The following is a 13,465-nucleotide window of genomic DNA, read 5'->3' on the forward strand; positions in this document are numbered from 1 at the left end:
CTACGGGACAACCCTTAGGCGGTGGCGTCGGAGTGACCCTCGCGCAGACCGCCGACGCTGCCGGTCCGTCCCACGGTGGCGGCGGACATGACCGGGCGGGTGAGGGAGCGCAGGTCGTACGCGTACGTGCCGACCGCGTTCGCGATCACATCGATATTGGCGTCGAAGTACGCCATGTCGATGTTGGCCAGCGTGTCACACGCGGAGTGGTAGCAGGGGTCGAACGCGATCCCCGCCTCACCGCCGAACTTCTTCGCCTGGGCGGGCGACTTGATGACCTCGGCGCCGGTGTCCGTACCACCCGCGGGGATGCCGACGTCGATGAACGGTCCGTAGTCGGAGCGGCCGGTGAAGTCCGTGCCCTCGTGCGGCGTGCCCGTCCGGTCGAGGAAGTCCGTTATGTCGCGCTCCAGTCGGGCGGATCCCTCGGGGCCGGGGCCCGAGCCGCCCCCGTCCGAGTCGTCACCGTCGAAGACGAACTGGGCGCCGTTCGGCGAGGCGATCATGTCGAAGTTGAGGTAGAGCGCGATCTGCTTCTGCTGGGCCGCGTCGAGCTTCGCGACGTATGCCTCCGATCCCTTGAGCCCGTTCTCCTCCGCCGACCACCAGGCGAAACGCACCTTGTTGGTCGGGGTGCGGTGGGTCTTGGCGAGCTCCAGGGCGACTTCGAGGAGACCGGCCGAGCCGGAGCCGTTGTCGTTGATTCCGGGGCCTTCGGTGACCGAGTCCAGGTGCGCGCCGAGCATGACGGTTCTCGCCGCGTTGCCGCCGCGGGTCTCGGCGATCACATTGCGTGTGGTGCGCGGCTCCTGGAACTCCCGGATCTCGAAGGAGACCGTCACCCCGTCCCCCTTGGCCAGGTCGGCGGCGAGCCGCTCGCCGTCGGCCTGGGTGACTCCGCCGGTGGATATCCGCCCGGACGCGACGTCGCCGAGGGTGCCGGAGAGGACTCCGTCGACGTTGTTGTAGATCACCGCGCCGACCGCGCCCGCCGCGCCCGCTGCCTCTTGCTTGATGGCGAAGGAGCAGCCGCCGCGCTTGATCAGCGCGATCTTGCCGGTGAAGGTGGCGGAGGAGTAGTCGGCCGCCTCGCATCCGGTGGTGGCGTCGACGGGCACTGCGGCGAGTGCGGCCGTGATCCCGCCCGTCTTCGTGGACGTGGTGTACGTCATCGCCCTGATCGTGACGTCGCGGGGCGTCGGGGAGACCACGGAGAGCTTCTCGGCGAGCGTCTCGGTGTGGACGAAGTCGAAGGTGTCGTACGCGACCCGGTAACCGGCGTGCCGGAGCTGCTGATAGACGTACGCGGCGGAGGCGTCGTGGCCCGGTGAACCGGCCGCGCGATGTCCGTCGGCGGAGTCGGCTATCGCCTGGAACCGCTGCAGATGGCGGTACGCGTCCTTGCCGGACGACGCCCTCACGAGCTGACGCGACAGCTTGGCCGCGTCCTTCGCGGGGTCGTGCCCGGACGGGAGTCCGTGGTTCGGGGAGGCGGCCAGGAGGAGGGGCGTGGCCAGAACGGTGGTGGCCACAACAGCCGTGGCCCTGCGACGGGTTGCGTGCACAAGAGTCCTTCCGGTGCGAACGGTTGTGCAGGAAAGCCAGCGATCGCATTGACTCTGTGAACAGCTGCGGGCCCCGCTCCGTCATCTCGTCTTCGCCGCGGCCGCCTTGGCGGCCGCCTTCGCTTCCTGCTTGTGCGCGCGGACGAGGGCGAGCGAGTCGGGGCCGGTGATGTCGGCGACCGACCGGTGCGAGCCCGCCTCCCCGTACGGACCCGCCGCGGCGCGCCAGCCGGTCGGCCGGACATTCAGCTGCTTGCCCAGCAGCGCGAGGAAGATCTGCGCCTTCTGGACACCGAACCCCGGCAGAGCCTTCAGCCGTTTCAGCAGTTCGGCACCGGTCCCGACATCACTCCAGACGGCACTCGCGTCCCCGTCGTACTCCGCGACCAGGAATTGGCACAGTTGCTGCACCCGTTTGGCCATGGAGCCGGGATAGCGGTGCAGAGCGGGTTTGGCGGTGAAGAGTTCGGTGAACGCCTCCGGGGCGTAGACGGCGATCTCATGGGCGTCCAGATCGTCGGAGCCCATCCGCTGCGCCAGGGTGTACGGGCCGGAGAACGCCCACTCCATAGGAACCTGCTGGTCGAGCAGCATGCCGACCATGGCGGCGAGCGGACTGCGGCCGAGCAGCTCGTCCGCCTCCGGCTGCTGAGCGATCTGCAGGGCGATCGGCCCGCCCTTGCTGTTCGGTTTGCTCTGTGTCATGCCTCCGATCATCGCGACAGTCACAGGGGACGGCGAGTCCAGGAGCCGCCGATGGCGTACGCGAAGGTGCCTGCCTGCCCGGGCCTGTACACGGAGAGACCGTGCGGTGTCTGTCAGTGGCGCACATCGGGATCGGAGACGTGGACATCGACAACATGGCGCGGTGCGCCAGCCGGCGGACGGCGGCGGGGCTGCGGCCGAGGGTCTCCGCCGTCTCGGTGCGGGCGTAACCGAAGACCTCGTGCAGGACGAAGACCGCGCGCTCCAGCGGGGTGAGCGTCTCCAGGACGACCAGCATCGCCATCGACACGGACTCGGAACGCTCGGCCCGTTCGGCCGCCTCGTCCTCGAGTGGCGGAGGGGTGCCGGTGCCCGGGCCTGCGTCCCGGCCCGGGTCTGCGTCTGCGTCCGGGCCTGCGCCGGTGGCGCGGCCGGTGTCCGGTTCGTCGGCGGGCTCGGACATCAGGCGTCTCCTTCGGCTCATGCACTCCTGGAGCTGTGCAGGCGGTCGGAGTGTGACATCGGCAGCCGCGGCGCGCCTCGCAGCAGGTGGAGGGCCGTACGTACCGGGAGGGTGCCCGAAGAGGCAGCACCGGTTGCCCTTCGCAGGCGGGGCGCGGGCTGGACGGGGCGGGGGCGGTGCGGTGAAGGTGGAAGTCCGAGGCCAGGAGCAGCGACGTCTTCGACCGGTGCGGTCAGGGGAGTTGACGGATGAACGCACACGAGCAGCAGTACGAGTGGGACCACGGTCACGACCACGATCGCGATGACGACCACGGACGGCATGAGCACGACGAGGTGTTCGTCCCCTCGCGGACGGCGGAAGCCCATGAGGCGTCCTCCGGCGCGCCCCACCTCTACCGGGCAGGGGCCACCGGCCGGGCCGACGTGGTCGGGGCGTCCGGCATGGGTGTGCTCCAGCGGACGGTGGGGAACAGCGCCGTGGGGGCGATGGTGCAGCGGGCCGGGAGCGGACCCGAGGAGCACGCCGAAGAGGATGCGCGATCCCCGGTCCACCACGTCGTCTCGTCGGGTGGTGGCAGCCCCCTCGACACCGAGACCCGCTCCGACATGGAAAGCCGGATGGGCGCGGACTTCTCCGACGTACGCATCCATACGGATTCCGCGGCGCACGAGTCGGCGAAGGGTGTCGGCGCGCACGCGTACACCGTCGGCAACAACGTGGTGTTCCAGCGGGACGCGTACGACCCGTCCTCGCCGCAGGGCCGCACCACCCTGGCCCATGAGCTGACGCATGTGATCCAGCAGCGCAACGGGCCGGTGGAGGGCACGGAGGCGCCGGGCGGGATCCGGGTGAGCGACCCCTCGGACCGGTTCGAGCAGGAGGCCGTCGCCAACGCCGACCGGGTGCTGTCGGCTCCCTCCCCGGCCGCCGACCCGGTCCCCGCGGCCGCCCCCGCCCTCACACACACGTCCGCTCCCTCCGTCCAGCGCGCGGAGACGGAGGACGAGGACGAGCAGCCGGCGGACGTGCAGGGCTCCTTCGTCCAACGGGATGCGGAGGCAGGCGCGGAGGAGGAGGAAGAGGCTCCGCAGGCGTGAACGCGCACGCGAAAGGCCCCGCCGATCCGGCGGGGCCTTTCCTTTGCTGCTGCCGGTTCCGCCGCCACCCGTACGGCGGGGCGCCGTTTCAGCTTCCGTCGGCCTGCATCGTGCCGCCGAGCAGCAGCGACTCCGCGCACCGGGAGGGCGCAGGGGCGTTCACCGGCTTGCCGACCTTGCGGCAGTCGACGGTCATGGTGACCTTGCCGCCCGCGGGCACCAGGATCGGGGTGACGAAGTGGTAGTCGGAGTCCCGGAAGTTCTCCAGCGCGAGGCGGAGGATGGGTGAGTCCTGACCCGAGGAGACGGTGATCGTCCCCGCGTCGCCCTGCGGGTTCTGGACGACGATGTCGGTCAGCCGGAAGGTGTGCCCGGACGGCACCTGGAGCGCGGTCCCCGTGTTCGCGCCGCCGCCCAGTGAGTCCCGGACCTGCACATGGGCGCTCGTCGGCTCGGCGGGTCCGGCCGCCCCGGCGGACGGGGAGGGGTTCGGCGAGGCGCTGGGCTGCCCGGACACTCCGGCGTCGGAACCGTTCTCCCCGGACCCGCCGCCCGACGCGGCACCACCGTTCTCCTTGCCGTTCGGCGACTTGCTCTCCTCGGCGGCGGCCGACGCCACCGCCTCCGGCGTGATCGCTTCCCGGGCCGCCGACTTCACGGCCGGCCGCAGCAGCCCGTACCAGAGCCCGACCAGGGCGAGGATCAGTACCGCGGCGAGGATGAGCGCCCGGGGCAGCCAGCGCGGCAGGATCGCTTCCTGCTGGTACGAGCCGTCCAGGACGACCGGTTCGAGCGGCTCCTCACCCTCCGGCACGGCGGGCGTGGCGACCGCCTGGAACGGGTGCGTGACCGGCGTACCGCGCCACAGCCGTTTGGCAGGCCGGACCCGCAGCTTGCCGAACCCGGCGTGGCCCGGTTCGATCCGAAGCTCGGGTTCGGTGAACGAGATCCGGGCACGTTCGGTGCCGGACCGGGCGTCGAGGCGCACGGCGATCGGTGCGTTGCCCCGGTTGTCCACGGCGAGCTGGTGCGCGCCGCGCCTGGCACCGTGCGAACTGCGCGGCACCAGCTCGGCGGTCACCTCGGCGAACGGCAGCACGGTCACCCGGCCCTCGGGCACCACGGCGTCGCCCTGCTCGCTCGTCGGCACCACCCGTACCCCGAAGTGCGTCTCGCCCGCGGGCACGGACGGGTCGCGGGGCGGGGTGAACGTGACCGATACGGCCTCCGAGCTGCCCGGATAGAGGGACAGCACCGGAGGTTCCACGGTCGTCCAGGCGGCACACGCGCCGACCACCTCGAAGCGGTACTCCTCCACGGTGGAGCCGGAGTTGAGGATCTGCAGGGGAAGGCTCGTCCCCTCGCCCGGTACGGCGGTGACGGACGATGCGTCGAGGCTTGCCGTGAGACTCATACCGCGCACCGTAGGATCGCCGCCGCTTCACGACATCGACCGCGAAGGAACACTTTCGGGCAGATTCGGTGCCCCCAACGGCGTTTTAGTTTCCTTGTCGGTAAACACGGGAATCTTTTGACCGCCTCAAGACCTATGAGGTACATGACTGCAGCCGTGATGGTTGCGCCCGCTGTGACGCGACCCGGCTGTTTCCCAGGGGGAGCCTTGCCATGGAGCGCACCACCGTCGCCTTACGTGCCCAGGACCCGATCTCGCAGGCGGGTGTAGCGAGTCAGCTGCGTGCCCGTCCCGAAGTGAGCATGACCGAATGGGGTGCGGAGGATCTCCCGCCCCAGGTCACCGTGGTGGTCGTCGACGCGGTCGACGAGGAGGTGCTGCGGATGCTGCGCAACATCCAGCGCACCAGCACCTCCCGCACCGTACTGGTCACGACCGACATCGACGAACAGAAGCTGGTGAGCGCGGCGGAGTGCGGTGTGGCCGGGGTCGTACGACGCTCCGAGGCGACGCCCGAACACCTGGTGCACGTCATAGGGACGGTGGCGCGCGGCGAAGGTCATCTCCCCTCCGATCTGCTGGGGCGCCTCCTCCAGGAGGTCGGCCGGCTGCAGGGACAGGTACTGGGACCGCGAGGTCTGCACTTCACCGGGCTTGCCGCCCGCGAGGTGGACGTGCTGCGACTGGTGGCGGAGGGATATGACACCGCCGACATCGCGACGAAGCTGGCCTACTCCGAGCGCACGATCAAGAATGTGCTGCATTCGGTCATGACGCGGCTTCAGCTCCGGAACCGGTCGCACGCGGTGGCGTACGCGATGCGGCAGGGGCTGATCTGAGCCGGCACGCCGTACGCCCGGTGACCGCTGCCCGAAAGGGCAGCGGCGGCTTCCCGAGGATGTGACTCGTCTACCGCTGCGCGTCGGCAGCGTGTACGGGACCGTGGGGCCGGTATGCCGGATCGGTAGGCCGGCCGAGGGCGGGGGAGGACTTCCGTGCGCTGGTTCCAGCGACGTGAGCGGGCGCCGTGGTCACGGAAGGGCCGCTCGAACGGGCCCAGGACCCCGGCCTCCCGCCGCGCAGTCACCGCGCTCCGCATCCCGGTTCTGGCTCTCCTCCTCGTGGCCACCGGCATGGCCCCCGGATCGGCCGCCGGTGCGCGCCCCCCGGCCGTAGCGGTGCCCGAACCATGGGTGACGCCCGCCGAGTTCACGGACGCGGTCGACCCCGGCGGCTCCACGGGGGTGGACAAGCAGGTGCGTACACCGGTCATCCCGCCGAGGCCGGACGTGGTCCTGCTGGTGGACGGAACGGCAAGCATGGCGGAGCCGATCAAGAGTGTGCGGGAGAACCTGCCCGACATCACCGCCGCGATCCGGGCCGAGCAGCCGGACTCCCGGTTCGCCGTGGCCACCTTCGGCGACCAGGAAGGCGATGTGAACGCCGGATTCCAGGTGCTGACCGAGCTCACGGACGACGACACCAAGGTGCAGGAGGGCGTCGACAAGCTCGGCACCGGACTGGGCGGTCAGAGCCGTGGTCCGTCCGAGGACTGGATCAACGGACTGTGGCAGATCGCCGACGGCGCCGGTGGGAAGACCGTGTTCCGCGAAGGGGCCAGCCCCGTCATCGTGGTGGTCAGCGACGCCTCCAGCCACTCGCCCAGCAACGGCCACTCCATCGACGACACGATCTTCGCCCTTCAGGACAAGAACGTCCGGGTGATCGGCGTGGACGTGGAGAGCAGGATCGGCGACGGGATGAACGGCAACGGTGACGCCCACAATCCCGACAACCCCGACTACGTGGAGAACCCGCCCACCACGCCCGGTCAGGCGACGCGCATCGTCAACGCCACCAACGGCCGCCTGCTGGAAGGCATCGATGGGAAGCAGGTGTCGGACGCGATCATCGAGGGCTTCCACAACCTGCCCACCAGCGTCGGCTACCGCCTCGACAAGTGCGACCCGCACCTGTCCGTCAGCCTCGACCCGCCCACCCAGCAGGTCACCAGCGGCGACACCGCGCACTTCGCCGAGAACATCGACGTCTCCGCGGACGCACCCCAGGGAACCCGGCTGACCTGCACCGTCCAGTTCCTGCTCGGCACCCAGGTCCCCGGTGCGGACACGCTCGGACCCGCCGCTGCGGCCGATCCGGACTTCCAGGAACAGATCGGCATCGACGTGAACGACATCGACGCCCCTGTTGTCACCGTGGACGATCTGACCGTCCGGACCAAGGACAAGAACGGCGCCCGGGTGGACTACAGCGCGACCGCCGAGGACGCCCACGACGGCCCGCTCCCGGTGACCTGCACCCCGCCCGCCGGCTCCCTCTTCCCGCTGGGCAGCACGACGGTGACCTGTTCGGCGACCGATTCTGCGGGCAACACCGGCACGGACACGGCGGAGATCGTGGTGCTCAAGGCGCCGGTGCCGCCCTCGGCCGACGTGGCGATGAAGGTCAGCGTCACGCCGGACCGCACGTACACGGGGCGTCCGGCCCGCGCCCGCTACATCGTCACCAATGCGGGTCCCGACAAGGCGACGGGTATCGTCATCGGCTCCAGCTGGCCCAAGCCGTCCGCCGCGAAGGACCGCAGCCTGCCCGCGCTGACCCGGTGTACCGCGGCGAAACCGTGCACGATTCCGGCCGGCGGGCGTATCGAGGTGACGCAGACGGCGACGTACCGTGCGGCGATCACCGGTGATGTGCGGGCCACGGTGCGCGGCACGCTGCCCGACCGCCGCACGGCCAACAACAAGGAAACGGACCGGCTGCGCGTCCTGAAGCCCTCGCTCACCGTCACTCCGGCGGTCGTCAAGCCGGGCCAGGTGGTCCTGGCCCGCGGCAAGGACTACCCGCCTGGTCAGACCGTACGTTTCACGTGGAACATCGGGATCACCGCGGATCAGGGCGGCGTGACCGTGGGCCGCGACGGCACCTTCGAGGTTCAGGTCCCAGTTCTGCGCAAGGACCGGCTCGGTCCGAGGAAGCTGCGGGCGGACACGAGAGGCATCGACCGACTGCAGAAGCCGGTTCTCGTCGTCCAACGCAACCTGCAGCCACCGGACTTCGCGGGCCGCGCGTGAACGTCCGAGCTCATGGGAACGTCCGCGCTCATACGGGAGTGATCAGGTGATCCACGAGGTCGACGACGTACTTCGCGCCCTGATCCGGGCGGAGGTGCTCGAAGGCGGCCAGATCACGGTGGTCTTCGACGCCCCGACCAGGGAGTGGGCGGCGAAGGTCAACGCCCCCATGGTCAACCTCTACCTCTACGACATCCGCGAGGACATGCGGCGGCGTGAACGCGGTCTGCACAACGAGTACGACGAGCGTGGCACGATCGTCGCGCGCCGCCGCCCGCCCCGCTTCTTCAAGTTGTCGTACCTGATCACGGCGTGGACGAAGCGCCCGGAGGACGAACATCGCCTGCTGTCCTCGCTCCTGGCCTGCCTCCTCCGCTACGAGGCGCTCCCGCCGGACCGCCTCACCGGTTCGCTCGCCGACATCGGGGCCTCGGTCCCGATGTCGATCGCGCTGCCGCCGCCGGAGGACCGCTCCTTCGCCGACGTATGGAGCGCGCTCGGCGGCGAACTGAAACCGTCACTGGACCTGGTCGTCAGCGTCCCGGTCACCGCCGCGCCCACGTACCCGGCGGGCCCGCCGGTGGAGGACGAGGGCCTGCAGACCCGGTTCGGAGGCGTACCCGCGCGGCCCGAGGGCGAGACACAGCCGCAGCCGGGCCGCAAGGGTCTCCCGGTGTACGGAAGCCGCCCCGGCCGCCCGGCCCGGGACCCGGCACCGCAGTCCTCCGGCAACGGCACGACGGACCGTGGACGCGCGATGTCCTTCCGTATCACCGAAACGCATGGCACCCCACTGGAGGAAACAGACGCATGACGACCCCGGGCGACCCGAACCTGCGGCATCTCCTCGCCCGGGCGGTCGCGGTGGAACAGCGCATCCGTGCCGCGGTGGAGGCACGGCAGCTCACGGACCCGAACCCGGACGACGCCTTCCGGGGCCTGTACCTGACGGACGAGAACATCGCCCGTCTGCTGAACGACGAGACGGCCCGGGCGTTTCCCACCCCGCCCCCTGGGGACGCCGCGCCGGCCGATTCCCGACTGGCGTCACTGACGCGGGAGTTCCAGCTCACCGCGCTCGACATCGAGATCCTGCTGATCGCCCTCGTGCCGGACCTGGACGACCGCTTCGAGGCGTTCTACGGCTACCTCAACGACGACGTCACCCGCCGCCGCCCGTCCATCGGCCTGGCCCTGGGCCTCTGCGGTCTGACCCCCGCCGACCCGGCAGCGCGGTCCCGACTGTCCGCCCGGTCCCCTCTCCGCGAGGGCCGACTCCTCCTGGTAGAGGACCTGGACCGTCCGTTCCTGAGCCGCGCTCTCCGCGTCCCGGACCGGGTCACCGCCCACCTCCTCGGAGACAACACACCGGACCCACGGCTGGCGGACCTCCTGGCTCCTTGGCGAGCGGTACCAGGAGTCGGCGACCCATCCCCTCTCGCCTCCGTCCTGTCCGACGGCGTCCCGCTCGCCTACCTCCGCGAGGACCAGGGCGGTGCGGGCACCGCGCTCGCCGCCTCCGCGCTCACCCTCGCGGGTCGGCAGGTCCTGGGCCTGGACCTGGCAAGGCTGGCCGAGGACCCCGCACCGGCCGAGGCGGTACGTTCCCTGGTCCGCGAGGCCCGCCTCACGAACGCGGGTCTGGTCGGCGCCCCGTTGGACGCGGTGTCTCGGGAGCATCCGGCCCTCCTCCGCCTGCTCACGGCCACCCCGGTCCCGATGATCCTGGTGGGAAGGGCGCCGTGGGACGCGTCCTGGTCCACGGTCCCGCCCCTGCTCCTGCACGCCCCCAGGGTGGAACCGGAGGCCCGCGCCGCCCTCTGGACGGACGCGTACAGACAACTGGCCGCAGCCGCGATCCCGCCCTCCATCGACGCGGACCGTCTGCTCTCCCCGTTCCTCCTGACCCCGGAACAGATCACCGGAGCAGCCCACAGCGCTGCCCAGACGGCCCGGCTGCACGGCGGAACCCTCACCCCCGACCACGTACGCCAAGGCGCCCGCGCCCAGAACGCGGCAGGCCTGGACCGCCTGGCCCGCCGCATCGAACCCACGGTGACCTGGAACGACCTGGTCCTGCCCCCCGACGCCCACGCCCAACTCCGCGAACTCACCGCCCGCGCCCGCCACCGCGACCGCGTCCTGGGGGAGTGGGGCATGCGCCCGGGAGGCGGCAGGGGCCGCGGCGTATCGGCGCTCTTCGCAGGCGACTCGGGTACCGGCAAGACCATGTCCGCGGAGGTCATCGCCGCAGACCTGGGCCTGGACCTCTACACGGTCGACCTGGCCACGGTGATCGACAAATACGTGGGCGAGACGGAGAAGAACCTGGAACGGATCTTCTCCGAAGCAGCGGGTGTGAACGGGGTCCTCCTCTTCGACGAGGCTGACGCGATCTTCGGCAAGCGCTCGGATGTGAAGGACGCCCACGACCGCTACGCGAACGTGGAGAGCGCGTATCTCCTTCAACGCATGGAGTCCTTCGACGGCCTGGCCATCCTGGCCACGAACCTCCGCGCCAACCTGGACGACGCCTTCACCCGCCGCCTGGACCTGGTCATCGACTTCCCGGTCCCGGACCCCGACCAACGCCTGGTCCTCTGGGAACGCTGCCTGGGCCCCCAACTCCCGCGCTCAGCGGACCTGGACCTGGCTTTCTGCGCCGAGAACTTCGAGCTGGCGGGCGGCAACATCCGCTCGATCGCGGTGACGGCTGCGTACCTGGCGGCGGACACGGGGGAGCCGGTGACGATGCCGACGCTGATCCACGCGATTCAGCGCGAGTACCAGAAACTGGGCCGGCTGACGCTGGCGTCGGAGTTCGGGCCGTACCTGGGGCTGCTGGCGTGAGGTGCGGACGCCTCTCAGACCTTGACGATCCGTACCCGGTCACCGCACTTTGCGCGGTCCCTCGTGTGGACCCTTGCGTGGAACGGGAGTTGCCGCCACCGTGGACTGGGTCGGGCCTACGGCCGACCGGGTCATATCCGTACGGTGACGGGAGTCAGCATGACCTCATTGCCTCTTCTGCCCCATGGACTGCACGGCGACGGCCCGCACAAGGTGATCGCGGTGCACGGCTGGTTCGCCGACCGCTCCGCCTATGACCCGGTGCTCCCGGATCTCGACCTCGGTTCGTTCCAGTACGCGGTGGTGGACCTCCGAGGGTACGGGGAGGCCAGGGACGCGAGTGGTACGTACACCACAGCCGAGGGCGCCGCGGACGTGATCGCGCTGGCCGACCGGCTCGGCTGGGACCGGTTCTCGCTGATCGGCCACTCGATGGGCGGCTGCATCGCTCAGCGGACGCTGGCCATCGCCCCACACCGGGTGCGCAGGATCGTCGGTGTGTCGCCGGTACCCGCATCCGGCCTGCCCCTGCCGCCCGAACAATGGGAGCTCTTCTCTGCTGCGGCGCACACCCCGGAGAACCGTCGGATCATCCTCGACATCACCACCGGAGGCCGACGCCCCGCAGGCTGGCTGGACCGCATGGTGCGTCGTTCGCTGGAACGCAGCGATGCGAAGGCGTTCCGGGCCTGGCTGGATTCCTGGGCGGGCGAGGACTTCCACGACCGGATCGACGGTTCGCCCGTGCCGGCCCTGGCTGTCGTGGGCGCGCTGGACCCGGCGCTGTCGGCCGAGTTGCAGCGCGCCACCTGGATGCGCTGGTTCACGCGGGCCGAACTGGTGGAGCTGCCCTCGTGCGGCCACTACGCGATGGACGAGGCCCCTCTCGACCTGATCCGTGTGGTGGAGGATTTCCTACGAGCCGATACGGAGGACGGCGAGGCGAAGGCATGAGGGGGCCCGCCCCCGAGGCACCGGAGCAAGCGCCCGTACCGGACGTCTTCGACCCGAGGCAGTACGCGCAGGGCATCCCCCATGACCGTTACCGCCACCTGCGCGATCACCACCCCGTGGCGTGGCAGGAGGAGCCGGAGGTCCTCGGCTGGCCGGCGGGCCCCGGCTTCTGGGCGGTCACCCGGCATGCGGACGTCGTCCACGTACTGAAGGACTCCGCGACGTACTCCTCGTACCTGGGCGCCACCCAGATCCGCGACCCGGACCCCGCCGACCTGCCGTTCATCCGCCGCATGATGCTCAACCAGGACCCACCGCACCATCGGCGACTGCGCGTGCTCGTCAGCCGTGCGTTCACCCCCAAACGCGTGGATCGTTTCGCCGCGGTCGTACGCGAACGAGCCCGCTCCCTGCTCACCCGGGCGGTCGCCGAGGCGCGGGCCACCGACGGCACCTGCGACCTCGTCGCCCGCGTCACCGACGATTACGCGCTGCTCAATCTCACCGACCTGCTGGGCGTACCGGACAGCGACCGGGGCCTCCTCCTGCACTGGACCCAACGCGTCATCGGCTACCAGGACCCGGACGAGGCGGGCACTGCGGTACTGGGCCCGGACGGCAAGCCGGTCAACCCACGATCACCGGCAGCACTGCGCGACATGTTCGACTACGCGCACGCACTGGCGGCACACAAGCGGCAGCAGCCGGGCGACGACGTGATGACGGCCCTGGCCACGGACCCCGAACTGACCGAGCCCGAACTGGAGATGTTCTTCTTCCTGCTGGTGGTGGCGGGAAACGACACGGTACGCAGTGCGGCCCCCGGCGGCCTGCACCTGCTGGCCCAACACCCTGACGCGTATTGCCGCCTGCGCATCGGCGAGGTGGGGCTCGCCACCGCTGTGGACGAACTGCTCCGCCGCCACCCACCGGTCCTGACCTTCCGACGCACCGCCACCCAGGACACGGAACTGGCGGGCACGCGGATCCGAACCGGCGACAAGGTGGTCGTCTTCCACGCCTCGGCCAACCACGACGAACGGGTCTTCCCCGACCCGTACGCCCTGGACCTCTCCCGCTCCCCGAACCCCCACATCTCCTTCGGCGACGGCCCCCACGTCTGCCTGGGCGCCCACTTCGCGCGGCTGCAACTGCGGGTCCTGTACGACGAGGCGCGCCGCGCTCTGCCCGCCCCATTCCAACTCGCGGCTCCACCACGCCGCTTGGTGTCGAACTTCATCAACGGTCTGAAGTCGGTGACGGTGCGGGTGGCCGGTGCCTGACGTTCGATCTGTCAGCTAGGGGTTGGGAGCCCGATG

10 protein-coding genes and 1 pseudogene are annotated in these 13,465 nt (G+C 70.5%); 7 read left to right on the top strand and 4 right to left on the bottom strand.

What is annotated here, in order from left to right; genetic code table 11:
* Positions 1–14: 14 nt before the first annotated feature.
* The 3 genes and pseudogenes from ACFU8W_RS06670 to ACFU8W_RS06680 form a co-directional block, all read right to left on the bottom strand.
* Positions 15–1,565, bottom strand: coding sequence for a M20/M25/M40 family metallo-hydrolase (locus tag ACFU8W_RS06670; protein ID WP_384032795.1), 1,551 nt, complete (start codon positions 1,563–1,565; stop codon positions 15–17).
* 81 nt (positions 1,566–1,646) lie between these two features.
* Entirely contained in the window at positions 1,647–2,282 is a 636-nt protein-coding gene (locus tag ACFU8W_RS06675) for an HhH-GPD-type base excision DNA repair protein (RefSeq protein WP_384032797.1), read from the bottom strand.
* A 145-nt stretch (positions 2,283–2,427) separates the two neighbouring features.
* Positions 2,428–2,643 (bottom strand): annotated as a pseudogene (locus ACFU8W_RS06680) (sigma factor-like helix-turn-helix DNA-binding protein); the annotation flags it as partial.
* A gap of 338 nt (positions 2,644–2,981) precedes the next feature.
* Between ACFU8W_RS06680 and ACFU8W_RS06685 the strand changes: the two are divergent.
* A complete protein-coding gene (locus ACFU8W_RS06685; protein ID WP_384032799.1) occupies positions 2,982–3,833 on the top strand; it encodes a DUF4157 domain-containing protein in 852 nt (283 codons plus the stop codon).
* Between the two features lie 88 nt (positions 3,834–3,921).
* Here the strand turns inward: ACFU8W_RS06685 and ACFU8W_RS06690 are convergent, their stop codons facing one another.
* Entirely contained in the window at positions 3,922–5,247 is a 1,326-nt protein-coding gene (locus tag ACFU8W_RS06690; protein ID WP_384032801.1) for a hypothetical protein, read from the bottom strand.
* Positions 5,248–5,459: 212 nt separating this feature from the next.
* Here ACFU8W_RS06690 and ACFU8W_RS06695 point away from each other — a divergent pair, with 212 nt between their 5' ends.
* From ACFU8W_RS06695 to ACFU8W_RS06720, 6 genes are all read left to right on the top strand, one after another.
* A complete protein-coding gene (locus tag ACFU8W_RS06695; protein ID WP_266983502.1) occupies positions 5,460–6,086 on the top strand; it encodes a response regulator transcription factor in 627 nt (208 codons plus the stop codon).
* Between the two features lie 156 nt (positions 6,087–6,242).
* The gene (locus tag ACFU8W_RS06700; RefSeq protein ID WP_384032803.1) at positions 6,243–8,342 is read left to right on the top strand and encodes a VWA domain-containing protein; all 2,100 of its coding nucleotides are present in this window, start codon (positions 6,243–6,245) and stop codon (positions 8,340–8,342) included.
* A gap of 46 nt (positions 8,343–8,388) precedes the next feature.
* A complete protein-coding gene (locus ACFU8W_RS06705) occupies positions 8,389–9,156 on the top strand; it encodes a DUF4255 domain-containing protein (RefSeq protein ID WP_384032805.1) in 768 nt (255 codons plus the stop codon).
* Positions 9,153–11,192 carry an ATP-binding protein gene (locus tag ACFU8W_RS06710; protein ID WP_384032807.1) on the top strand — a complete coding sequence of 680 codons (2,040 nt, stop codon included), beginning with the start codon at positions 9,153–9,155 and terminating at the stop codon, positions 11,190–11,192. The genes ACFU8W_RS06705 and ACFU8W_RS06710 overlap by 4 nt, the downstream gene beginning before the upstream one ends.
* Before the next feature lie 159 nt (positions 11,193–11,351).
* A complete protein-coding gene (locus ACFU8W_RS06715) occupies positions 11,352–12,146 on the top strand; it encodes an alpha/beta fold hydrolase (RefSeq protein ID WP_384032809.1) in 795 nt (264 codons plus the stop codon).
* Entirely contained in the window at positions 12,143–13,429 is a 1,287-nt protein-coding gene (locus tag ACFU8W_RS06720) for a cytochrome P450 (RefSeq protein ID WP_384032811.1), read from the top strand. The genes ACFU8W_RS06715 and ACFU8W_RS06720 overlap by 4 nt, the downstream gene beginning before the upstream one ends.
* Positions 13,430–13,465: the final 36 nt, after the last annotated feature.

Origin of the sequence: Streptomyces sp. NPDC057565 (genome assembly GCF_042801455.1) — a bacterium.
Lineage (GTDB): Bacteria > Actinomycetota > Actinomycetes > Streptomycetales > Streptomycetaceae > Streptomyces > Streptomyces yanii.

What these genes read in the sequence shown, in the direction of transcription:
- ACFU8W_RS06675 (WP_384032797.1), bottom strand. Translation starts at nt 2,282, where the DNA reads ATGATCGGAGGCATGACACAGAGCAAACCGAACAGCAAGGGCGGGCCG.
- ACFU8W_RS06685 (WP_384032799.1), top strand. Translation starts at nt 2,982, where the DNA reads ATGAACGCACACGAGCAGCAGTACGAGTGGGACCACGGTCACGACCAC.
- ACFU8W_RS06690 (WP_384032801.1), bottom strand. Translation starts at nt 5,247, where the DNA reads ATGAGTCTCACGGCAAGCCTCGACGCATCGTCCGTCACCGCCGTACCG.
- ACFU8W_RS06695 (WP_266983502.1), top strand. Translation starts at nt 5,460, where the DNA reads ATGGAGCGCACCACCGTCGCCTTACGTGCCCAGGACCCGATCTCGCAG.
- ACFU8W_RS06710 (WP_384032807.1), top strand. Translation starts at nt 9,153, where the DNA reads ATGACGACCCCGGGCGACCCGAACCTGCGGCATCTCCTCGCCCGGGCG.
- ACFU8W_RS06715 (WP_384032809.1), top strand. Translation starts at nt 11,352, where the DNA reads ATGACCTCATTGCCTCTTCTGCCCCATGGACTGCACGGCGACGGCCCG.
- ACFU8W_RS06720 (WP_384032811.1), top strand. Translation starts at nt 12,143, where the DNA reads ATGAGGGGGCCCGCCCCCGAGGCACCGGAGCAAGCGCCCGTACCGGAC.